This window comes from Blastococcus sp. LR1 (genome assembly GCF_020166105.1).
Taxonomy (GTDB): domain Bacteria; phylum Actinomycetota; class Actinomycetes; order Mycobacteriales; family Geodermatophilaceae; genus Blastococcus.
Genome location: NZ_JAIUJY010000007.1, coordinates 100,787 through 122,611, shown reverse-complemented (window position 1 = coordinate 122,611; position 21,825 = coordinate 100,787). Strand labels below are relative to the sequence as shown.

Below are 21,825 nucleotides of genomic sequence, written 5' to 3'. Positions count from 1 at the left end.
GTGGTGAGCCAGGACGTCCCATGGTGAGCCAGGACGGCGGTCAGTCCGATTCCGCGGCCCGGACGATGCCGCGCAGCATGCCGCCGAAGACGACGCCGTGGAACGCGGCGACCGCCCACCAGTAGGCGTGCCCGGAGAGGCCGCGCGGAGCGAAGGTGGCCCGCTGCCGCAGCGTGGCACCCCCGTCGGGCCCGTGTTCCACGTGGAACTCGAGCCAGGCGAGGCCCGGCACCCGCATCTCCGCCCGCAGCCGCAGCAGCCGGCCGGCCTCGCGCTCCTCCACCCGCCAGAAGTCCAGGGCGTCGCCGGCGTAGAGCCGGTCGGGGTCCCGCCGGCCGCGGCGCAGGCCCACGCCCCCGACAGCCCGGTCCAGCCATCCGCGCACCCGCCAGGCCAGCGGCCACGAGTACCAGCCGCGGTCCCCGCCGATGCCCTCGACGACCTGCCAGAGCCGGTCGGGCGACGCCGTCGAGGTGAGCGCCCGGTCGTCGACGTACAGGCTTCCGCCGGCCCAGTCCGGGTCGGTGGGGAGGGGGTCGGAGGGGGCTCCGGGCACGGAGGCCGAGGCCCAGCGGGTGGTGACCGCGGAGTCCTTGACCCGCTGCACCGCCAGGGCCACGGCGTCGTCGAAGCCGAGCAGCCCCTCCGGCGGGTCCGGCACGTAGGCGGCGATGTCGTGCTCGGTGCAGACGACGGTGTTGCGCAGCGACTCGACCAGCGGGCGCGCGATCCCCGCCGGCACCGGCGTGATCAGCCCGACCCAGTGGCTGGACAGCGACGGGCTGAACAGGGGCACCGGCAGGATCCGGCGCCGCGGGAGGGCGGCGACCCGGGCGTACCGCTGCATCATCTCGGCGTAGCTCATGCGGTCCGGGCCACCGATGTCGAAGCAGCGGTGCACGTCGGCGGGCAGCCGGGCGCAGGCGACCAGGTACCGCAGCACGTCGCGGATCGCGATCGGCTGGATCCGGCTGTGCACCCAGCGCGGCGTCACCATCACCGGCAGCCGCTCGGTGAGGTACCGCAGCATCTCGAAGGACGCCGAGCCCGAGCCGAGGACGACGGCGGCGCGCAGCACCACGGTCGGCACCCCGGAGTCGAGCAGGGTCGCGGCGACCTCCGCGCGCGAGCGCAGGTGCGGGGAGAGCTCCTCGTCCTGCGGCTCGAGACCACCCAGGTAGACCAGCCGGCCGACCCCGGCGTCGCGGGCGGCCCCGGCCATGACCCGCGCCGTGCGGCGGTCGGTCTCCTCGAAGCCGGGCCCGCTGCCCAGGGCGTGGATCAGGTAGTAGACGACGTCGACCCCTTCGCACGCCGCGGCGACGGACCCGGCGTCGCCGGCGTCGGCCCGCACCACCTCGACCTCGGCGGCCCACGGGTGGTCGCGCAGCCGCTCCGGGGAGCGGGTCATCACGCGGACGCGGTGCCCCGCGGCCAGGAGTTCCGGGACCAGGCGGCCCCCGACGTAGCCCGTGGCGCCGGTGACGAGGCAGACGAGCGGGTCGGCCGGCGGCTGCTCCGGGGACGGGGGTGCGACGGGGTGGGGGACGGTCATGGGCCGAGTCTGCGGCCCACCGCGGGGTCGCGCCCGACGCCGGAGCCGCCCACGGCGTCGAGGACGTCGCCGGTACCCGGGGGGCAACATCCATGGTGGCGGAGGTGTCGAGAGTGGCGCAGACACGACGTGAGGGCGTGCGCGGCGCTGTTCCTGTCAGACCTCGGGGTATCGTGGACGACGGAAACCGTCAGCAACCGGCTCAGCGCGCTTCTGCGCCGATCCGCCCCCTGTCCCGTGTCGGGGGCGAGAGGTCGCCGGTTGCTCGAGAGGAAGGCCCCACGTGGTCGCAGCACCCCAGACCGAGTCCTCGTACTCGGGCAGCTCCATCACCGTCCTCGAGGGTCTCGAGGCGGTCCGGAAGCGCCCGGGCATGTACATCGGCTCCACCGGTGAGCGCGGTCTGCACCACATGGTGTGGGAGGTCGTGGACAACGCCGTCGACGAGGCGTTGGCCGGCTACTGCGACACCGTCCGGGTCACCCTGCTGGCCGACGGCGGCGTGCGGGTCGAGGACAACGGCCGCGGCATCCCGGTGGACATGCACCCGGTCGAGAAGCGGCCCACGGTCGAGGTCGTCCTGACCGTCCTGCACGCGGGCGGCAAGTTCGACGGCAAGAGCTACGGCGTCTCCGGTGGTCTGCACGGCGTCGGCGTCACCGTCGTCAACGCGCTCTCGACTCGGCTCGACGTCCGCGTCTGGACCCGCGGCAAGGAGTGGCACCAGGAGTACAACGAGGCCAAGCCGGGCCCGCTGCAGGAGATCGGCCCGACCGACAAGCGCGGCACCCAGATCACCTTCTGGGCCGACGGCGGCATCTTCGAGACGACGCACTACTCGTTCGAGACGATCAACCGGCGCCTCCAGGAGATGGCCTTCCTGAACGCCGGCCTCACGATCATCCTGCGCGACGAGCGACCGGGTCAGGGCAAGGCCGAGACCGGGCTGGGCGAGGAGTCCGTCGCCCTGGAGGCCACCGACCCGGCCGCCGTGGACGAGGCGTTCGAGCCCACCGAGGTCACCTACAAGTACGACGGCGGCCTGGTCGACTACGTCGCGTACATCAACCGGCGCAAGACGGCCATCCACAAGACGGTCCTCGGCTTCTCCGCCGAGGGCACCGGCAAGAACGACACCGCGATGTCGGTCGAGGTCGCGATGCAGTGGTCTGACGCGTACTCCGAGTCGGTGCACACCTTCGCCAACATCATCAACACCCACGAGGGCGGCACGCACGAAGAGGGCTTCCGGGCGGCGCTCACCTCGATCGTGAACCGGTACGCCGTCGAGAAGAAGCTGCTCAAGGAGAAGGACGAGAAGCTCACCGGTGACGACATCCGCGAGGGTCTCGCCGCGATCGTCTCGGTCAAGCTCGGCGACCCGCAGTTCGAGGGCCAGACGAAGACCAAGCTCGGCAACACCGAGGTCAAGGGCTTCGTCCAGCGCATCTGCAACGAGCAGATCGGGCACTGGTTCGAGGCGAACCCGGCCGAGGCCAAGACGATCATCACCAAGGCCGCCTCGGCCGCCCGTGCCCGCCGCGCCGCGCAGGACGCGCGCAAGCTGGCCCGCAAGAGCCTGCTGAGCAACAACTCGCTCCCGGGGAAGCTGGCCGACTGCCGCTCCACCGACCCGCGGGCCTCCGAGGTCTACATCGTCGAGGGCGACTCGGCCGGCGGTTCGGCGAAGTCCGGCCGCGACTCGATGTTCCAGGCGATCCTGCCGATCCGCGGCAAGATCATCAACGTCGAGAAGGCGCGCATCGACCGGGTCCTCAAGAACAACGAGGTCCAGTCGATGATCACCGCCTTCGGCACCGGCATCCACGACGAGTTCGACCTGACGAAGCTCCGCTATCACAAGATCGTGCTGATGGCCGACGCCGACGTCGACGGCCAGCACATCCGCACGCTGCTGCTGACCCTGCTGTTCCGCTTCATGCGGCCGCTGGTCGAGGCCGGGCACGTCTACCTGGCGCAGCCGCCGCTGTACAAGATCAAGTGGGGCGGCAAGGTCGGTGACGAGTACGTCTACACCGACCGCGAGAAGGAAGCCGTCCTCAAGGCCGGCGCCGAGGCCGGTCGCAAGATCAAGGACGACGCGATCCAGCGGTTCAAGGGCCTCGGCGAGATGAACGCGACCGAGCTGTGGGAGACCACGATGAACCCCGAGACCCGGGTCCTGCTGCAGGTCACCCTCGAGGACGCCGCCACCGCCGACGAGCTGTTCAGCGTGCTCATGGGCGAGGACGTCGAGGCCCGCCGAAGCTTCATCACCCGCAACGCCAAGGACGTCCGCTTCCTCGACGTCTGATGAAGGACCCCGCTGCACCCCATCACCCGCACGCTCGCGGTGGGTCCCTGCAGCAGGGCCGTTCCAGGACGTCACCAGCGCGTTCGTCCACTCCTGTGCACTCACCTGTGGAGATCTGACCAGTGACCGAGACCCCCTTCCGCGACCGCGTCGAGCCGGTCGACCTCCAGCAGGAGATGCAGCGCAGCTACATCGACTACGCGATGTCGGTCATCGTCGGCCGTGCGCTGCCCGAGGTCCGCGACGGCCTCAAGCCGGTGCACCGTCGCGTGCTGTACGCGATGTTCGACCAGGGCTTCCGCCCCGACCGCTCGTACGTGAAGTGCGCGCGCGTCGTCGGTGAGGTCATGGGTAACTACCACCCGCACGGCGACAGCTCGATCTACGACGCCCTCGTGCGGCTGGCCCAGCCCTGGTCGATGCGCTACCCGCTGGTCGACGGCCAGGGCAACTTCGGCTCGCCGGGCAACGACCCGGCCGCGGCCATGCGGTACACCGAGGCGCGGCTGACCCCGCTGGCCATGGAGATGCTGCGGGACATCGACGAGGAGACCGTCGACTTCCAGCCCAACTACGACGGCAAGAACCAGGAGCCGCTGGTCCTGCCCGGGCGCATCCCGAACCTGCTGATCAACGGCTCCGCCGGCATCGCGGTCGGCATGGCCACCAACATGCCGCCGCACAACCTCCGCGAGGTCGCCGAGGCGGTCTTCTGGATCCTCGACCACCCCGACGCGGAGGCCGAGGAGGCCCTCACCGCGTGCATGGAGCGGATCAAGGGCCCGGACTTCCCGACCCGGGGCCTGATCGTCGGCCGCGAGGGCATCGAGGACGCGTACCGCACCGGTCGTGGCTCGGTGCGCATGCGCGCCGTCGTCACCGTCGAGGAGGACGCCAAGGGCCGGGTCCAGCTCGTCGTCACCGAGCTGCCGTACCAGGTCAACCCGGACAACCTGGCCGAGTCGATCGCCGAGTCGATCAAGGAAGGCCGGCTCCAGGGCATCAGCGAGATCGCCGACGAGTCCTCGGACCGCGTCGGCCGCCGCCTGGTCTTCACCCTGCGCCGCGACGCCGTCGCCAAGGTCGTGCTGAACAACCTCTACAAGCACACGCAGCTGCAGACCACCTTCGGCTGCAACATGCTCTCCATCGTCGACGGCGTCCCGCGCACGCTGCGCCTCGACGAGCTCGTCCGCGAGTACGTCAACCACCAGATCGAGGTCATCCAGCGGCGCACCCGGTACCGGCTGCGCAAGGCGGAGGAGCGCGCGCACATCCTGCGCGGCTGGGCCAAGGCCCTCGACCAGCTGGACGCGGTCATCGCCCTCATCCGCAGCAGCCCGTCGGCCGACGAGGCCCGGTCCGGCCTGATGGAGCTGCTGGACGTCGACGAGATCCAGGCGGTCTCGATCCTCGACCTGCAGCTGCGCCGGCTGGCCGCCCTCGAGCGGCAGCGGATCATGGACGAGCTGGCCGAGATCGAGGCCCGCATCGCCGACCTTCAGGCGATCCTCGACTCCCCCACGCGCCAGCGGCAGATCATCAAGGACGAGCTCGCCGAGATCGTCGAGAAGTACGGCGACGACCGTCGTACGCAGTTCGTCGCCAACGAGGGCGACGTCTCGATGGAGGACCTCATCGCGGAGGAGGAGGTCGTCGTCACCATCACCCGCACCGGGTACGCCAAGCGGACGAAGAGCGACCTCTACCGCTCCCAGCGCCGTGGCGGCAAGGGCGTGATGGGGGCCCAGCTCAAGCAGGACGACCTCGTCGACCACTTCTTCGTGGGTTCGACCCACGACTGGATCCTCTTCTTCACGAACAAGGGCCGGGTCTACCGGTCCAAGGCCTACGAGCTGCCCGAGGCCAACCGCACCGCCCGCGGCCAGCACGTGGCGAACATCCTGGCGTTCCAGCCGGACGAGAAGATCGCCCAGGTCATGCAGATCAAGGACTACGGCGTGGCGCCGTACCTGGTCCTCGCCACGGCCAAGGGTCAGGTCAAGAAGACGCGGCTGACCGACTTCGACTCCCCCCGCCAGGGCGGCGTCATCGCGATCAACCTGCGCGACGGCGACGAGCTGGTCGGCGCCGCGCTCATCGACAGCGAGTCCGACCTGCTGCTGGTCACCCGCAAGTCCATGTCGATCCGGTTCACCGCCGACGACGGGGCGCTGCGGCCGATGGGCCGGGCCACCGAGGGCGTGCGCGGCATCGCGCTGTCCGACGACGACCGGCTGCTGTCGATGATGGTCGTCCAGGAGGGTGTCGACGTCCTGGTCGCCACCGAGCGCGGCTTCGCCAAGCGGACCGGCATCGAGAACTACCCGAACCAGGGTCGCGGCGGCAAGGGCGTGCTCACCGCCGACCCCAAGGCCCGCAAGGGTGCACTGGTCGGGGCGCTGGCCGTGACGCTCGGCGACGAGCTCTACGCCATCACCTCCGGCGGCGGCGTGATCCGCACGCCGGTGAACGGGGTGCGGCACAACAAGGACCGGGCCACCATGGGTGTCAAGCTCATGAACTTGCCTGAGGACGTGTCGATCGTGGCGATCGCGCGTACGACGGACAACGACGAGCCCGCGGCCTAGTGTGAGCAGCTAGTCACGCACGAGATGCGTCCCGCGGCGGCCCCTGGCCGCCGCGGGGCCAGGCACTGAGGGAGCGGTATGGCCGCTGCGGAACGGGAGACTGGCATGAGCGACCGGACGCAGGGTTCGGTGCGCACCGACTCCCGGGCCGAGGCGGAACCCGCGGCTGTCCCTGCGGGTCAGGCATCGGCCTCCTCCACGCAGGCCATCCCCACGACGGGCGCCCACCACGCGGTCGGCCCGGCCACGGGTTCGGCGCCGGCGGTCCCCGTCGTGCCGCAGCCGGTCACCGGCGAGGGGCACGCGGTCGTCGCCGGCGCTCCGTCCGCCACTGGGCCGGCGACCGGGAGCGGCCCCGCCCTCACCTCCACGTCCGCCCGGCCGGCGTCGAAGTCCGCCGGCCGCGGTCCCCGGCGGGCGCGGCTGCAGCTCCGCCACATCGACACCTGGTCGGCGCTCAAGATCTCGCTGGTCCTGTCGATCGCGCTGTTCTTCATCTGGATGGTGGCCGTCGGACTGCTGTACCTGGTGCTGAACGGCCTCGGCGTCTTCGACACCATCAACGGCCTGGTCGGCCAGCTCGGCAGTGGTTCCGAGTCCGGCGGCGGGGGCGAGGTGCTCACGCCGGGCGTGGTGTTCGGTGGCGCGGCGATCATCGGCGCCATCAACGTGGTGCTCCTGACTGCGCTGTGCACCGTCGGCACCTACATCTACAACCTCTGCTCCGACCTGGTCGGCGGGCTCGAGGTCACGCTCTCCGAGCGCGACTGAGGGAGGCCCCACCCCCTGTTCGGTGTGGTTCGGGGGCCAGGTAAGCTTTCCGAGGTTCACGGGCCTGTAGCTCAGGCGGTTAGAGCGCATCCCTGATAAGGATGAGGCCGGAGGTTCAAGTCCTCCCAGGCCCACCCGTGTACCCGGAGCCCCACGGCTCCGTGGTTCCTCCGGTCGTCGTTCCGCGGCGGGCGAGGCGCTCGAGGAGGTTCTCCACGTGCTGAAGAAGCTGGCGCTCGCCGCCGTCGCGGCCGGGGCTCTCGCCGCCGTCCGCAAGCGGTCGGCCGGCAAGGGCGAGGCCGATCTCTGGCACGAGGCCACGAGCGGACCGGGGGCAGTCAGCACTCCCACCCGCTGAGCGGCCGGCCCCTCGGGGCCACTCCGGGGGACGTAGCTCAATTGGCAGAGCACCGCCTTTGCAAGGCGGGGGTTAGGGGTTCGATTCCCCTCGTCTCCACTCGTCTGACCTGCGTATTCACCTCCGTCGGGGGCTCGGGCGAGCCCTCCGACGGGGTCTCAGTCCGCAAAAAGTCCGCAACTCGTCCGCGGGATGCGGCCCGCAGCGCGTCCAGCCGGTCGGCCACGTCGTCCAGGTCGTCGTCGAACAGGTCGGCGTAGCGGTCCAGGGTCATGGCCGCCGAGGCGTGCCCGAGCATCCGCTGCACAGCCTTGACGTTGGCCCCGGCCTTGATCGCCAGCGAGGCCGCGGTGTGCCGGAGTTCGTGCGGCGTGAGCCCGGGCTCCCCGATGGCCCGGGCCGCGGCGTCGAACCAGGCGGACCGGGCGTTCCGGTTGCGCAGCACCGCGCCCTGCGGCGAGGGGAAGGCCAGCTCGTCGGCAGGGCGGGTCACGACCGCCCGGGCGAGCTCGTCGACGAGGAACCGCGGCAGCGGCACCGAGCGGCGGCCGTGGGTCTTGGGCGTACCCCATACCAGGCGCGAGCCGTCGACCTCGGTGACGGCCTCCTCCACCAGGACCCGCCGCCGCAGCAAGTCGAAGTGCCGCACCCTCAGCGCCGCCAGCTCTGACCAGCGCAGTCCGCAGTAGCCGAGCACCAAGACGGCGACCCGGCCGGGCCCGGCGGCCTCAGCGAGCGCGTCGAGCTGCTCAGCGGTCAGGTACCGGCGGCGCTTCTCCTGCATCGGGGGAAGGGCCACGCCGAGCGCGGGGTTGACGGCCAGGCACCGGTCGCGCACCGCGAGGCCGAGGACGCCCGACAGGACGCCCTGCGCCTTGCGGACAGAGGCCCCCGCCAAGCTCCGGTCGGACAGCTCGGACAGCCAGGCCTGCACGTCGCCGTGGGTCACCCGGATCAGCGGGACGTTCCCCCAGCGCGGCAGGACGTGGGTCTTGAGGACGTCGGCGTAGCGGGCCCGACTGGTGGGCTTGAGGTTGATCTTCCCGGCGAGCCATACGGGCGCCAGCTCGCCCACGGTCGTCCTGGCCCGTTTGGGGTCGACGTAGGTGCCCGTCTGCACGGCCGCGGTGACCTCGTCGAGCCACCGCTGGGCGTCGACCTTGCGCTTGAAGTGGCGGGCGTGCTCCTTGCCTTGTTCGTCGCGGTACCGCGGCCGGTACGTACCGTCAGGTCTTCTCGCGATCGACACCATCGCCGGCCACCTGCCTCTCCTCGATCCCCGGCCACGGCGTGCGCACGAGGGGTTCTACCGCTGACGCGAGCATCTGCCGAGCCAAGCTTGCCGTCGGTCGCCTGTCCTTCGGTGGGTGCACCGGCATTCTGTGGATTGCTGTGGGCGCCGAGTGGTGGCAGCTCACTGCCTGTTCCGTGGGCCAGGGGCGACCTGGCCGTGCTGGGCGTCGATCCAGCTGCGGAGGTCGTCGTGGCGGTAGAGGACGCGGCGGCCGAGGCGGAAGCTGCGGGGGCCGGTGCCCAGGTGGCGCCAGTACCGCAGGGTGGCGACCGGGGCGCGGAGGAGCTCGGCGGCCTCGGTGATGGTGAGCAGTTCGGGCTCGTGGCTGGCGGGATGGTCGGGCATGGCTGGCTCCGGTCTGGTCGGGTGGACTGGCTCCGTCACCAGAGAAGGCGCCGATTCGGAGCTCGTACTGACAGCCGACCGCAAGATGCTGCCGAAAACCTCCAGTTGTTCTCCTGCCTCCGCAGTCCAAGTCCACGGCGGCGTCGGCGGCGGCCACTCCACTCATCGGCCGACGCCTGGAGCGGTGTCACGCCGGATGAGGGACGGACCGAGGCGCTCCTCCTCGGGCCGGGGGACGCCGGGGACGGGGGCGGTTGGCCGCAGGCGCGCCGATTCGCGCTGGTCGTAGCCGGCCGTGCGCCGTGTGCGCCAGGCCTCGCGTTCGCGATCGAGCTGGTCGGGCGGCTGGGCGAGGAGAGCTGGCTCGGCGGTGAGGGTCGCGATGCGCGTCCGGGCGTCGGTCAGTTCCTGGCGGGTGGCGGCGATGTCGCGGTGGAGGTCGGCGAGCCGGCCGGCCGGGTCGGGGGTCCAGGCGACGGGTCCGAGCGGGTCGAGCCGCTCCTCGCGCCGCCGGCTGGCCTCGGCCAGGGTGCGCCGGGCCTGCTCGTGCGCGTCCCTGGCGGCGTCGGCGGCCGCGCAGAGCTGGGCGTGTTCTGGGTGAGCCTGTTCGCCCGCCTGGCGGGCGGAGGTGTCGAGCGCCCTCCACAGGGCGGGGCGGTCGTCGAACCAGCCGGCCACCTGCGCGAGGTCGGACGGGTCGGCGGGCAGGGACGGCACGTGTGGCCGCCACCGGTCGGCCCAGTCGGTGAGCTCTTGGCCGGCCCGCGCGACCGCGCCTCGCCGGAGTCTGAGCCGGCCTGGGCCGTCGAGCACGACTCGTGCGGCCGCGCGCGCGGCGTCGCGTTCGCCGTCCCAGCGAGCGAGGAGGGTGTCGCGGACCCGATCGGCGTGGGCGGTGAGGGCCGCGCCGCTGGCTGCGGCCTTCTGCCGGGCCTGTTCGGCGGTGATCGCCGTCTGCTCACAGGCGGCCTGGAGGTTGGCCAGTTCGCCGGCGTGGGGAGCTTCGAGCCTGACCACCTCGCGCAGCGTCTCGCGCTGCGGCTCCCAGTAGGTGAGTCGCTGAAGGCAGTGCTGCTCGGCCGTCCACGCCGCGCGCAGCTCGGCCAGCACGTCGGCCAGTGGGCGGGATGGGGCGTAGCGGGCGGCCTCGGCGGCGGCCTGCTGGGCGGCGTGGGTGGGGCCGAGGTCGGCGCGGTCGCGGGCGAAGACCGCGAGCCACTGCTCCCGCGCCTCGTCTGCGTCGGCGGCGACGAGGTGGGCGGTGTTGGCTTCCCGGCCGCGGGTCATGCCGACGTAGGCCGATGCCGCGCCGGTGTGGTCGCCGATCACCACGTGCGCGGCGGTGACGGTGTCGCCTTGCACGCCATGGGCGGTGGTGGCGTAGGCGAGCTCGACGTGCTCGGTGACGTAGCCGGCGGGCAGCACCCGGGCCTCTCCCGCGTCTGGGGTGACACCGCCGGACCCGTTCCCGGCGACGGATCCGGCGGGGGTGACAGCAGAAGTGACAAGCAGCCCGCCGCGGCGGCCGACGGCGGTGACGACCCAGGAGTCGCGGTTGGCGACGTCGAGGTGGCGGTCGTTGCGCCGGGTGGCGATCCGGTCCCCGGCGCCGATCCTCTCCCCGGCACCGGTGACGGCCACTGTCCGGTCATCGACGCGGCCGGCCGCGGCCAGCCGTTCGCGGATGGCGGTGTTGAGTTCGGCGGCCTGGTCGCGGGTGTCCACCACCACGGCAACCCGGTGGCCTGCGCCGTAAGACTCGGCGGCGGTGGCGGCCACTACGTCGCGCAGCGTGGCGGCGTCGGGGTGCAGCTGGATCTGGCCGCTGGCCAGGAGGGCGTCGAAGACCGCACCCGGGTCCTCGCCGGTGCGCATGGCCAGGGTCAGCTCGGCGTAGCCGGTGTCGGGTGTGGTGCGGCCCTCCTCGTCGGTGCGGGTGAAGCGGTGCACCGCCTCCAGCGTCAGGTGCGCCGCCGGGTCGGCCTGGCCGATGGCGAGGTCCAGGACACCGCCGCGGCCGACCGCGGACAGCTGGTGCCGGTCGCCGAGCAGCGCCACCCGGACCGCGCACTCGTCGGCGACGGTGAGCAGGGCGCGGGCGGTGTCCTGGTCGAGCATGCCGGCCTCGTCCACCAGCAGCAGATCGCCGGGCCGTAGCCGCGCGGCCGCGCTCGGCCCGGCATAGACACCGCCGGTCACCGGGTCGTCCTCGCCGACGGTGAGCCGAATCCAGCGCCCCTCGTCGTTCCACCGCCAGCCGTGCGCGAAGGCCAGGGACGCCGCTGATCCGGCTGCCGCACCTACCTCGGCGGCGGCCACCGTGGCCGCCTTGCGCGTGGGGGTGACCACCACCAGCCGGCGGCCTTGCGCCTCGAGCAGGTGGTGGGTGGCGGCCAGAGTGGTGGTCTTGCCCGCACCGGCTGCGCCCTCGACCACCACCAGGGGCGTGTCGCCGGTGAGCGCGGCGACCGCCGCGGCCTGGCCGGCATCCAGCCGGCCGGCGGCGGCCGCGCGCTCGGCCGGGAGGGCCGGGCAGGTGTCCGGCACGCCGCGCGCGGCGCGGGCGGCGAGCCGGGTGGTCAGGTCGGCTTCGACGTCGAGGACCGGCTGGGAGGTCCAGGCGCGGATGTGTTCGGGCACCCCGTCCCGGTCCAGCAGCGGCAGGCAGCGTTGCAGGGCGCGGGCGGTGAGGTCTTCGGCCAGCTCGATGCGCACGCCTGCGTCGGCGACGACGCCTGCGGCGGCGATCAGCTGCTCGGCTTCGCCGCGGATGTCGGCGGCGTTCCACGCCGACCGTGCCGCCGCGAGCCGGGCCAGCGCGCGCTGTGCGAGTTCGTCTCGATCGAGGGCGCCGATCGGGGTGGGGGCCAGGGCGACCGGCCGACCCGGGTCGCGGTAGCCGAGGACGGACAGCTCGGCCCGCCAGCGTTCCTCCAGCCCGACCCCGGGCTGGGCAGTGACCTTGTCCGGGCGGCCGTCGGCCCACGCCCGGGCATCCCAGGCCCGGCGCAACGCCGGCCCGGCATGCTCGCCGGGGTGCGCCGCGGCCCAAACACGTTCGTAGCGGTCCACATTCCGGGCGATCTGCGCGTGCCGCGCGCTGAACGGCCCCGTGTACTCGGCGAGCTCCCGTATTTCTCCAGTAGCGTCCTTGGTGTAGCCGTGTGCGGCGAAGGCGGCGTTCAATTCCGGGTCACACGCCATCGCCGCGTGCCCGATCCCGTTGATCGCGCCCAGGAAGTCGCGAATCCCGACGGTGTGCAACCCGCGCCATTTCCCTGCCGCGAACACCCGGGAGAGCAGCTGCAGGTGCAGGTGCCAGTGCGGGTCGTTCGCCCGGGAGGTGTAGTGCCGCACCGTCGCCGCCTCCAGCACCTCCACCGGTACCTGCACCTGCCCGCCGCGCGGGCCGACGCGTGTGGTGGCGTGGACGGACAGCCAGGTGATGATCTGCTCGGCGGCGCGGTCCTGCGCCGCCTCGTACGCCGTTCTGATGTCCGGGTGCAGCGCGGCGGCCAGCGACCACGTCTTCGGGCCGTTGACCACCACCTCGGCGAACCGAACGGCGTGCTCGTCGCCGCGCAGCTGCCCTCGCGGCTCGCCCGTCTCGGGGTCGCGGCCGGCGACCCAGGTCTCGTAGCTGTCGCCGGTCAGCGGCGCCAGCTCGGTCACCCGTCCGTCGGTGGCGGTGTAGCGGCGGGCGAGGCCGATGCCCTCGGTGAGGTAGTAGTCATCGGCCCGGCCGCGGTCGGCCTCCACGTAGTGCCGGGCAGCCACCGGCGCGCCGGCGTAGATCTTCATTCCACCGTGCATTCTCAACGCCACCCAACAATGACCAACAAGTCACCCCTAGAAACGCCAATGGGCCCCGCGAAGCGGGGCCCGAGCTACTTCCGAAGGTAGCATGCGTGCCGTTCTGTCGGGAGAGCTTCTAATGCGACAGAGTAGGCCTATGTATGTCAATGTGCGAAGTGTTGGAGTTAGGGTTGATCGGAGGCGTTGATAGCCGTTGAGTGGTTGAGTCGCGTCAAGAAGGTTGAGCGACAGATGCTGGGGGCTGCGGCGTGGCTGCCAGCGCAGCCGCCGTCCGCCTGGGCTCTCCTGGTACCTCGGTTGGCCTTGGTGGTCTGGGCGCCGGCGCGCCGACGAAGGAACTGCCTTGCCCAGGGCTCGCTGTGGCGGGGACTCCGCTCGTGCGCCGGTTGTGGCCCCCTTGCGGGAATGGTCACTGGGCTGCCCTTACGGCACACCGTCGAGGGCTCACCCGGCTGGAGCTCGGCGTCACCGTTCGCGGTGACGGTCCTACGGCGGGTGCCAGGGGCGACCCACGCCCGCTGCGGCGTGTTGACGGGCGTCCACTGCGGTGAACGGCCGGGCGCTGGTCCACTCTCGGGGTCATGACCCACTACGAACACGGAACCCTGCTGGTCACCATCACCGAAGGCCGTCCGGGAAAGATCGACTTCCTGACGACCGGAGACGACGAGACCGTGAATCCTGAGAGCGCCAGCCTCCGACGTCAGATGGACGCCCTCGACGTCCTGTCGGCGGACGGCTGGGAACTGCTCGGGCCGCCGGCCGTCACGCCGTCGCAGGGCGGTCTGATGAAGGAGTACCTGCTCCGACGCCCGAAGGCCTAGCCTGCCCACGCAGGGGCTTTGCTGCCCGCGTCTTTCTCGGACGGGTCCCCCTACCGAGACGGCAATCGTGGCCGCGGAGGGCTACAGAAACGCGTCATGCGGTCGACGACTGGGCAGCCCGTGCGAACGCAGACGGCTAATCGCGGAGCTGAGTCCCGAGGTCGCGTGCGACGATGCCCAGCCATGACGCCGCCAGTGGTCGCCCTGCCGTCCGTCATGTCCCTATTCGTCAGTGCGAAGCTCGGCGAACAGGAGCTTGGGCTGGGCACGGCCTTCATGGTCAAGTGGGCCGGCTGGGACTGGCTCATCACGAACTGGCATATCGCCGCGGGACGGAATCGTCTCAACGGTCAGCCCATGCACAGCTCCGGTGCGACCCCCGACAAGCTGGTCGTCTGGCACAACGCCCACTCCTCAACAGTGGGGCGACATCAGTGGCGAGCGGTCGAATACGACCTGTTCGACGAGCAGGGCGCTCCCAGGTGGTTCGAGCACCCGCAACTGCGCCGCCGCGTCGACGTGGTCGCCCTACGTGTGGACCATCCGAGCGAGCTCTCGTACTACCCGTATCCGGTCGACAACCTGACGACGCCACTAGCGATCGGCATCACCGAAGACGTGAACATCGTTGGATTTCCATTCGGCATCCGCGGCAGCGGCTCGATGGCCGTCTGGTCCCGCGGCACTATCGCCAGCGAACCGGAGGTCGACTTCGACGCCCTCCCGTGCTTCCTCGTCGACAGCAGAACGCGCAAGGGCCAATCCGGCTCGCCCGTGATCTTGTACAGCACCCCCGCCGGCGGGCACCGGACGCCTGCGGGTCTCACCTTCAGCGACGACACCCTCGTACACGTGCTTGGCGTGTACTCCGGCCGCATCAACCCTGAGTCCGACCTCGGCGTCGTATGGAAGACCCAGGCCCTTCGCGACCTCCTCACGGGAGGCGTGCGAGGTAACGCCGACCTGGAGGCACCGTCGCAGACATAGCGGCCGACCTGGCCCTGAAGTCGCCTTGAGGGACAGGTCGGGGGCTTCGGTGTCCTGCCGGCGGCCGTCAAGGATTCGCAAAGCAGCCACCGGGAGCGCTGGAGCAACCAACGGCCGGGCGGGTTTGGCAGGACGGCACGGGCTGAGGACGTAAGAAACGGCCAGGTGCTGGACATTGCAAGGTGTGAGAGTGACGAGAAGCGTTCCGGCGGCGGAACCCGAGGCCAGCCGGTTCACCGCGCTCTGGAAGGAGCACGCCCCTCGGGTGCTGGCCTACGCGCAGCGGCACACCGACCCGGAGACTGCGCACGAGGTTGTGTCGGAGACGTTCCTCGTGGCCTGGCGGCGACTGTCAGATGTCCCAGGCGAGCCGCTGCCCTGGCTGCTCGTCGTCGCCCGCAACACGCTCGCCAACCACCGTCGCTCGGGGTACCGGCAGGCCATGCTCCAGAGTGAGTTGCAGCGGCTGACCGACGTCGCCGGGCACGGCCCCGCAGCAGAGATCCCCGCCGTCGAGCGCCAGGCGATGCTGGCAGCGTTGGCCGCGCTGACCGCTACCGAGCGTGAGGCGCTTCTGCTTGTCGCCTGGGACGGGTTGGGCACCGCGCAAGCCGCGCACGTGGCTGGCTGCTCGGCCCCAACCTTCGCCGTTCGGTTGCACCGCGCGCGCCGTCGGTTGCGGGAGGCGACCGCCGATCCTGAACCAGCCTCCCTCCGCATCCAGACGCCATGTCCAAGGAGTGCCTCGTGAACAAGACGACCGATCCGCTCACCCGCCTCAAGGCGCTTCGCCCGGCTCCTACGCTGGACGAGGACTGGTCGGCGGCTGAACTCACCCGCATCACCGCTTCCACTACAGCCTCCCCGACGGAGCAGCGGTTTCCGAGGCGCTACCGCCGGAGGATCGTGTCCGTTGCCTTGTCCGGGGCGCTGCTCGCCGGTGGCATCGGGACTGCGGCCGCGATGGACCTACCAGAACGACTCCTTGACCTGCTGGGCTCAATGTCCGCCGACCCGGATTCCGCTGCTGCAACTGTCCAGCGGGCCGGGACCGCTCCTGGCCCCGACGGACGGGTCTTCACTGTGGTGACATGGGAAGAAGAACCCGGAAACGACTACGCCTGGTGCACCTCAGCCGTGTTCGAAACGGCGGCTAGCGCTACCGGACCATTACCCGCCGACTTTGACCAAAGCGGCGGACTGTGCGGGCCGGGCGGGTTCCCGAACAACTTCGCGGTGGAGACGGGCATCCTGGGGACCACCCCGTACGTCGTCTATGGGGTGAGTGCCGGAACCGCCGTGCGCGGCGAACTACGGCTACCCGACGGGTCGATCTACCCGACCGTGCTCGCGCGCGGGTGGTTGCACGGGTGGTATCCGGCTGGGTCCGACGGCGTACTGACCGGATACGCCGCCGACGGCTCTGTCGTAGGCACTATGGACTTCTCCGGACGAGTACCACGTTGAGCAGCGGCATTGTCGTTGCCCTGCTTGAGCTGCGGCACTCGCGAAGGCGGTAGGACGTGCATAGTCGGCGCTACGGTCCAACCATCGATTCGCCGGTGGTTCGCTTGGGCGCGTGGTGCGACCTCGTGACCGAGGAGGAGGCTCGTCAGCGGCTCCTCGCCGCGGCAGCGGACGACGGGCCTGAGGGCATGGGCGTTCACGGCGTTCCGGTCAGCGGGTTCACGTTCGCCCCATTCGTTCCCCAACCTGGGGTGCCGGTGTTATCCCCGGGCGCCATCCGCTTCCGTGTCGAGGAGTTCGCCGTCCTGGCCGACGGGCGTCGCGTCCGGCTGCACGCCGAGCGAGGGTTCACGCTGAGCGCCGAGCGGGGGCCCGGGCTGAGCGCCGAGGTCGACCCCTGGCAGCACCTGACCCTGGAGAGCCTGGAGGCCGACGTGCGCGCAACCGTCCTCCCAGATGATGCCGAGGCCACCGGCGAGGATCACCCCTGGACGTGGCTCGCTGACCTTCTGCGTGCTCAGGGCATAGAGACATCGCCCGAGGAACTCCGGGCGGTGCCCTACGGCGTCGAGTTCAGCGCTCGCCTACAGGCCCGGGTTGCTGCCGGCACATGACAGGACCGGGCGGCTTGACTCGTCTCGATTGGGCGACGCTCATCCTTCGGCGGGGCCGCGCGACGCCGGGCTGTCGGTACCGTGACCGCGCCACCGCCCGCGACGCCCGTAAGCAAGGAGCCACTGTGTCCGCTCACGTCGGAGGCTGCGCGCCCGAGGGCGCAACTGCTACGGCCTCGGACGCCGAGTGATCCGCTTCATCGTCCTGGCGGCTGCGGTGCTGCTGAGCTTGGCCGGTTGTGGCTCCGAGGGTGACCGCGAAGCGTTGGCCGGCCCCGCAGTCGAAACCGATTTGTCGCCGTGCCCCGACCAGTCCGGCGGTGAGCCGGCTGTCGAGGGAGCCCTGAAGCTTTCCTTCGACTGCCTCGGGGGCGGCCGCCTGGACCTGGCGCAGGCGCCGGGTGTGCCGACCGTCCTCAACCTGTGGGCTAGCTGGTGCCCGCCGTGTCGTGCGGAGCTGCCGCTCTTCGAGCAGCTGTCAGACGCGGCCGCGGACCAGGTGCGCGTGCTCGGGGTCGTCAGCCATGAAGGCGTTGAGCAGGGCACCTCGTTCGCGGCGGACGCGGGGCTCACGTTTCCGAGCGCGTTCGATGGCGACGGCGAGCTGGCCGCCGAGCTCGGGCTGCGCGGGCTGCCGCACTCGGTGTTCCTATCCGCCGACGGGACGGTCGTCCACGTCGAGCAGGGGGAGATCAGCTCCTACGACGAGCTCCGTGGCCTGGTGGCCGAGCACCTGGGTGTGCGGCTGTAACCGGCCAGAGAAGGTGATCGTGCCGATGCGCAGGGCCCCGTCGAGGCCGAAGAAGGCCGGTCGCGCTGAGCGTCCGCCGAAGCTTCATCGCCCGGACCTGCTTGGTGCCTGTCGGCAACGGCCGGGCCCCGAACGTGTGACGCGCATACGCCTCGGCTCGCCGCGACGTTTCCGTCGGTGGCACCCTGTAGACACGTGGGTGTGGACATACTTGTGGATGGACCTGTGGACGGAGAAGGGAGGGTGACCGTGTCGATCGCAGAGAGCAGTGCGTCTGTCGAAGTCAGCGAGCTCAACCCGGAGGAAGCCGCCGCAGCTTTCGACCGAATCGCCCGCACCGCCCTGGACGTGAGCGGTGAAGAGTTCCTCGCGGCCCTCGACGGTGGCAAGTTCGAGGACGTCGACCCCGATGTCCACCCGGGACTGCTCGACGTGCTCATGGCACTGCCTCTCGTACGCTGACGCCTCGTGCCGGGAGCGTCGCCGTACCGAGCCGTTGAAGCGTTCCTGGCGCCCATCGAACGTGCCGTGGCCTGCCTGGGCACGGGCAAGGTCGTCGTCTCACCCGACGGCCGCGCGGGCACGGGCAAGACGCACGTCTGGAGCCTGAACGGCGGAGACGGCCTTGTGCTGCGCGGTGGCGCGGCCGGCTGCCGGTTCCAGGCGTCCATGCACTACAGGATCATCCCTACCGACCCCGAGAAGTACGACATCCAGCAGGGGCGCTGGCGGGTCACCACTTTGGCCTACCTGTACGAGTTCCGGTCACCGGACAACGAGAAGCTCTGGGCGATGCACTGGCATCCGGCCGGCAAGAGCCACGCCACCTTTCCCCATCTTCACCTCTACACCGTCCGTCCGGACGGTCACTTCGTCACGCCGCGCCAGACCTTGGAGTCGGCGGTGCAGTGGTGCATCGAGATGGGCGCGGAGCCGCAGAACGCCCAGTGGCGAACTGTTGTGGCGGAGTCGGAGGGCATCCACCAGCTGTACCGATCCTGGTCAGAGGACCCGCCGCCGGCAGCCGGCCGTTGACCCCCGTCCCTGGTGGGTCGAAGCACGAGGCAGTGGGCGCGCCCGGGAGCGGAGCGTGACAGGCAGATGTCGGCGATCAGCCCACTGCGCACCCCGCTTCCCCATAACCAGCTCTCCTCCGACTGTGCCGCGCCGGGGGAAGGGTGGGCCGTAGGCCCATCCCGCAGGGACGCGCAGCGCCCTTCCGGCGGCCGGTGCAGTCGGAGAGGCTCCCGCGGGGGATGGGGCGGGTGCCCTCACTGCGCTGCGGACCGCGATCGGGCTCGGGGGCCCGGGGCGGGGCGTCCGAGAGTGGCCGTGGGCGAGGCGGCGAGTCCGCACACAGTCCGCAGATAGTCCGCAAAACGGTCAGAATCGGCCAACGACGCCCGACAACGGCCAACGATAAAAGCGCTGGTCAGAACGGTTTTTCAGTCACAGCCCACTGCGCCAAACCACGCCTCGTCCGGTTTTGCAAGGCGGGGGTTAGGGGTTCGATTCCCCTCGTCTCCACACACTCAGGTCCCCTCCGGAACGCGACCCCAGGTGACCACCTCCCGCACCGCCTCCGGCGCACCCGTCACGAGTTCGGGCTCCGGTCGCACGCCCAGCGCGTCGTTCACCGTGCTGAAGGCCAGCCGCAGCGCGGTGTACGCGGTGATCGCCAGGATCTGCCGTTCGTCGAACCCGTTGTCCCGGAGGGCCTGCACGTCCTCGGCGTCGGTGCCGTTCGGATCGGCGGCGACCAGGCGCGCCCAGCGCGCCAGGGCCTGCTCCCGGGCATCCAGGCCGCTGTCGGTGCCGGAGAGGACCGCGGCCGCCAGCTCGTCGCCGGCCACCTGTCCCAGCCTGGTTCCCCACGCCAGGCTGCAGTAGGCGTCGCCCAGCGTCGACGCGCAGGCGGTGACCAGCACCCCTCGTTCCCGCGTGCCCAGTCCGGCCTCCTCCGCGGCACCCCGCAGCAGCGCGAACAGCTCGTCGTGCAGCGCAGGCGAGTGCGCCCACAGCCGGGATCCGTTCATGACGAAACCCTGCTCGCGCCTGTCGTCGTCGTAGAGCCGATCGGCTCCGGCGGAGTCGGGCGCCGTCGTCAGGAACATGGGCGAGCACGGTAGGGCCGTCGGTGCTCGAGCGGTAGATCCCGACGTCCGATGTTCCACGTGGAGCACCGGACGACGGGGTGCGGCGTCGCGTCCCCGGTGACGGTGGGAGAGTGGAGCCGTGACTGAATCGACTCCCGCCCGCCGCGCGGTCCTGCACACCAACCACGGCGACATCACCGTGGACCTGTTCCCCGACCACGCTCCGAAGACGGTCGCCAACTTCGCCGACCTGGCCGAGGGCCTCCGCGAGTGGACGCACCCCGCGACCCGCGAGAAGACCACCGCCAAGCTGTACGACGGCACGATCTTCCACCGGATCATCTCCGGCTTCATGATCCAGGGCGGCGACCCGCTCGGTCAGGGCATCGGTGGTCCCGGCTACCAGTTCGGCGACGAGATCCACCCCGACCTGGCCTTCACCAAGCCCTACCTGCTCGCCATGGCCAACGCCGGCCCGGGCACGAACGGCTCGCAGTTCTTCATCACCGTGGGCGCCACCGCCTGGCTGACCGGCAAGCACACCATCTTCGGTGAGGTCGCCGACCAGGAGAGCCGTGACGTCGTCGACCGCATCGTCGGCGTGCAGACCGGCCGGAACGACCGCCCCGTCGAGGACGTGGTGATCGAGTCCGTCGAGGTTCAGCGCAGCTGAGCACCGGTCCGCTCGGAGGGGGCGCCGGCGGGCAGCCGGTGCCCCCTCCGCGCACGTGCTACCGGCATCAGGACCGGCCGACCGGCATCTCCTGCACCCGCTGCGGCCGCCCGATCTGCCCCGAGTGCATGGTCCCCGCCTCGGTGGGGTTCCAGTGCCCGGAGTGCGTCCGCGAGGGCAACGCCTCGGTCCGCACGCCGCGGGAGCAGGGGGCCTGGCGCTCCGCCGGCCGTCGGTGGGGCGTGGTCAGCGTCGGCCTCGTGGCCGTCAACGTCGCCGTCTTCGTCGTCACCGCCGTGTCCGCGGTGACGGTGGGCAACGCGCCGCTGTCGAACTCCGACTCCCCAGCCTTCGACGCGCTGTCCCAGTGGCCCTACGGCGTCTCGCTGTTCGACCAGTGGTGGCGCGTGGTCACCGCCGCGTTCGTGCACATCGGCCCGGTCCACCTGCTCATGAACATGCTGGCGCTGCTGTTCCTGGGTTCGGAGCTGGAGAACGCGCTGGGCCGGGTCCGGTACCTGGCCCTGTACCTCGTCTCCGCGCTGGGCGGGGCCGTGGCCATCCAGCTGTTCGGCGACCCCCGCGTACCCGTCGCGGGCGCCTCCGGGGCCATCTACGGCCTCCTGGGCGCCCTGGCGGTCCTCGCGCTGGCCAGGAGGCAGGACGTGCGGGGGGTGCTCACCCTGGTCGCCGTCTACGTCGTCTTCAGCTTCCTGCCCGGCATCTCGCTGCTGGGCCACCTCGGCGGTCTGGTGACCGGGGCCCTCACGGCGGGTGTGCTGGTGGCCACCCGCCGCCGTCCGGCCGTCCAAGGACTCGGCCTCGGGGTCCTCGCCCTGGTGCTGGGCGGCGTCGCGCTCACCGTGCCGACCGTCGCGGTGCTCGGCCTCTAGCCGCCGTTCCGCCACGCCGCCAGGTCCCGCGCGACCTCCTCGGGGTCGGCGCCGAGCTCCCAGCGGCCGAGGACGACGAGGACGCCGTCGTCGTCCGGGCCCGTGGCGGTGTCCAGCTCCAGCGTGCGCGCCGTCGTTCCCCACCGCCGCGTCTTCCGCACCCGCACCTGCAGCCGGCCCCACGGCAGGACCCGCCGACCGGTGAGGGTCGCGACCTCAAGCCCGTCCTCGGCCGCGAGCAGGCGTGGGCGCAGCACGGCGTCCCGCGCGGCCAGCACGATCAGCAGCAGCGCCGCGGCCCCGATCAGGACGCGGCCGGCGTCCTCGAGCATTCCGGCGACCGCGCCGAGCACCAGCCCGCAGGCGGCGAGGACGACGGGCAGGACGAGGGGAGGGGACCAGCGCACGGCCCCCACCCTGCCAGTGGCCTGCGGCACATACGATCGCGGTCAGGGGTGACTGATCGGTCGCTCGGG

The 21,825-nt window shown here is 71.3% G+C and carries 19 protein-coding genes, 2 tRNA genes and 1 pseudogene; 16 read left to right on the top strand and 6 right to left on the bottom strand.

Annotated features, from left to right (window positions below):
* Nucleotides 1-40: 40 nt before the first annotated feature.
* Nucleotides 41-1,555, bottom strand: a complete 1,515-nt coding sequence (locus LBW97_RS19140; protein ID WP_224500965.1) for an SDR family oxidoreductase — start codon at nt 1,553-1,555, stop codon at nt 41-43.
* A 283-nt stretch (nt 1,556-1,838) separates the two neighbouring features.
* Here LBW97_RS19140 and gyrB point away from each other — a divergent pair, with 283 nt between their 5' ends.
* The 6 genes from gyrB to LBW97_RS19110 all read left to right on the top strand — a co-directional run bounded on the left by gyrB (nt 1,839) and on the right by LBW97_RS19110 (nt 7,688).
* A complete protein-coding gene (gyrB, locus tag LBW97_RS19135) occupies nt 1,839-3,869 on the top strand; it encodes a DNA topoisomerase (ATP-hydrolyzing) subunit B (RefSeq protein WP_224500964.1) in 2,031 nt (676 codons plus the stop codon).
* Between the two features lie 122 nt (nt 3,870-3,991).
* Complete coding sequence (gene gyrA, locus LBW97_RS19130; protein WP_224500963.1) at nt 3,992-6,460, top strand: DNA gyrase subunit A; 2,469 nt, start codon at nt 3,992-3,994, stop codon at nt 6,458-6,460.
* A 105-nt stretch (nt 6,461-6,565) separates the two neighbouring features.
* On the top strand, nt 6,566-7,231 hold the full coding sequence (locus LBW97_RS19125; protein ID WP_224500962.1) for a DUF3566 domain-containing protein: 666 nt from the start codon (nt 6,566-6,568) through the stop codon (nt 7,229-7,231).
* A gap of 60 nt (nt 7,232-7,291) precedes the next feature.
* Nucleotides 7,292-7,365 (top strand) — tRNA-Ile (locus LBW97_RS19120).
* Between the two features lie 83 nt (nt 7,366-7,448).
* Nucleotides 7,449-7,589 carry a DLW-39 family protein gene (locus LBW97_RS19115; protein WP_224500961.1) on the top strand — a complete coding sequence of 47 codons (141 nt, stop codon included), beginning with the start codon at nt 7,449-7,451 and terminating at the stop codon, nt 7,587-7,589.
* Between the two features lie 26 nt (nt 7,590-7,615).
* Nucleotides 7,616-7,688: transfer RNA gene (locus tag LBW97_RS19110), tRNA-Ala, on the top strand.
* Between the two features lie 205 nt (nt 7,689-7,893).
* On the opposite strand, the pseudogene LBW97_RS19105 reads toward LBW97_RS19110, so the two are convergent.
* The 3 genes and pseudogenes from LBW97_RS19105 to mobF all read right to left on the bottom strand — a co-directional run.
* Nucleotides 7,894-8,841: pseudogene (locus tag LBW97_RS19105) on the bottom strand (tyrosine-type recombinase/integrase); the annotation flags it as partial.
* A 162-nt stretch (nt 8,842-9,003) separates the two neighbouring features.
* Nucleotides 9,004-9,228 carry an AlpA family transcriptional regulator gene (locus LBW97_RS19100; protein WP_224500960.1) on the bottom strand — a complete coding sequence of 75 codons (225 nt, stop codon included), beginning with the start codon at nt 9,226-9,228 and terminating at the stop codon, nt 9,004-9,006.
* A gap of 162 nt (nt 9,229-9,390) precedes the next feature.
* Complete coding sequence (gene mobF, locus LBW97_RS19095) at nt 9,391-13,029, bottom strand: MobF family relaxase (RefSeq protein ID WP_224500959.1); 3,639 nt, start codon at nt 13,027-13,029, stop codon at nt 9,391-9,393.
* 596 nt (nt 13,030-13,625) lie between these two features.
* Between mobF and LBW97_RS19090 the strand changes: the two genes are divergently transcribed.
* From LBW97_RS19090 to LBW97_RS19055, 8 genes are all read left to right on the top strand, one after another.
* Complete coding sequence (locus LBW97_RS19090; protein WP_224500958.1) at nt 13,626-13,868, top strand: hypothetical protein; 243 nt, start codon at nt 13,626-13,628, stop codon at nt 13,866-13,868.
* A gap of 183 nt (nt 13,869-14,051) precedes the next feature.
* Nucleotides 14,052-14,855: a serine protease gene (locus tag LBW97_RS19085; RefSeq protein ID WP_224500957.1), complete on the top strand. Its 804-nt coding sequence runs from the start codon at nt 14,052-14,054 to the stop codon at nt 14,853-14,855.
* A gap of 184 nt (nt 14,856-15,039) precedes the next feature.
* Entirely contained in the window at nt 15,040-15,606 is a 567-nt protein-coding gene (locus tag LBW97_RS19080) for a sigma-70 family RNA polymerase sigma factor (protein WP_308010510.1), read from the top strand.
* Complete coding sequence (locus LBW97_RS19075; RefSeq protein WP_224500955.1) at nt 15,603-16,322, top strand: hypothetical protein; 720 nt, start codon at nt 15,603-15,605, stop codon at nt 16,320-16,322. The genes LBW97_RS19080 and LBW97_RS19075 overlap by 4 nt, the downstream gene beginning before the upstream one ends.
* Nucleotides 16,323-16,447: 125 nt before the next feature.
* On the top strand, nt 16,448-16,936 hold the full coding sequence (locus LBW97_RS19070; protein WP_224500954.1) for a hypothetical protein: 489 nt from the start codon (nt 16,448-16,450) through the stop codon (nt 16,934-16,936).
* Between the two features lie 187 nt (nt 16,937-17,123).
* Nucleotides 17,124-17,687, top strand: a complete 564-nt coding sequence (locus tag LBW97_RS19065) for a TlpA disulfide reductase family protein (RefSeq protein WP_224500953.1) — start codon at nt 17,124-17,126, stop codon at nt 17,685-17,687.
* A gap of 243 nt (nt 17,688-17,930) precedes the next feature.
* Entirely contained in the window at nt 17,931-18,149 is a 219-nt protein-coding gene (locus tag LBW97_RS19060) for a hypothetical protein (RefSeq protein WP_224500952.1), read from the top strand.
* Nucleotides 18,150-18,155: 6 nt separating this feature from the next.
* Nucleotides 18,156-18,722 (top strand): hypothetical protein, encoded by a 567-nt coding sequence (locus tag LBW97_RS19055; protein ID WP_224500951.1) that lies wholly within the window; start codon nt 18,156-18,158, stop codon nt 18,720-18,722.
* A 497-nt stretch (nt 18,723-19,219) separates the two neighbouring features.
* On the opposite strand, the gene LBW97_RS19050 is transcribed toward LBW97_RS19055, so the two are convergent.
* On the bottom strand, nt 19,220-19,801 hold the full coding sequence (locus LBW97_RS19050; RefSeq protein WP_224500950.1) for a carboxymuconolactone decarboxylase family protein: 582 nt from the start codon (nt 19,799-19,801) through the stop codon (nt 19,220-19,222).
* Nucleotides 19,802-19,922: 121 nt separating this feature from the next.
* Here LBW97_RS19050 and LBW97_RS19045 point away from each other — a divergent pair, with 121 nt between their 5' ends.
* Nucleotides 19,923-20,456: a peptidylprolyl isomerase gene (locus LBW97_RS19045; protein ID WP_224500949.1), complete on the top strand. Its 534-nt coding sequence runs from the start codon at nt 19,923-19,925 to the stop codon at nt 20,454-20,456.
* A 128-nt stretch (nt 20,457-20,584) separates the two neighbouring features.
* On the top strand, nt 20,585-21,349 hold the full coding sequence (locus tag LBW97_RS19040) for a rhomboid family intramembrane serine protease (protein ID WP_224500948.1): 765 nt from the start codon (nt 20,585-20,587) through the stop codon (nt 21,347-21,349).
* Here LBW97_RS19040 and LBW97_RS19035 read toward each other — a convergent pair.
* Entirely contained in the window at nt 21,346-21,756 is a 411-nt protein-coding gene (locus LBW97_RS19035; RefSeq protein ID WP_224500947.1) for a PH domain-containing protein, read from the bottom strand. The two genes, LBW97_RS19040 and LBW97_RS19035, sit on opposite strands and share 4 nt — an antisense overlap.
* Nucleotides 21,757-21,825 lie beyond the last annotated feature (69 nt).

Coding starts and splice junctions, on each gene's coding strand:
- LBW97_RS19090 (WP_224500958.1), top strand. CDS start 13,626: ATGACCCACTACGAACACGGAACCCTGCTGGTCACCATCACCGAAGGC.
- LBW97_RS19040 (WP_224500948.1), top strand. CDS start 20,585: ATGGTCCCCGCCTCGGTGGGGTTCCAGTGCCCGGAGTGCGTCCGCGAG.
- LBW97_RS19140 (WP_224500965.1), bottom strand. CDS start 1,555: ATGACCGTCCCCCACCCCGTCGCACCCCCGTCCCCGGAGCAGCCGCCG.
- mobF (WP_224500959.1), bottom strand. CDS start 13,029: ATGAAGATCTACGCCGGCGCGCCGGTGGCTGCCCGGCACTACGTGGAG.
- LBW97_RS19100 (WP_224500960.1), bottom strand. CDS start 9,228: ATGCCCGACCATCCCGCCAGCCACGAGCCCGAACTGCTCACCATCACC.
- LBW97_RS19125 (WP_224500962.1), top strand. CDS start 6,566: ATGAGCGACCGGACGCAGGGTTCGGTGCGCACCGACTCCCGGGCCGAG.
- LBW97_RS19085 (WP_224500957.1), top strand. CDS start 14,052: ATGACGCCGCCAGTGGTCGCCCTGCCGTCCGTCATGTCCCTATTCGTC.
- LBW97_RS19050 (WP_224500950.1), bottom strand. CDS start 19,801: ATGTTCCTGACGACGGCGCCCGACTCCGCCGGAGCCGATCGGCTCTAC.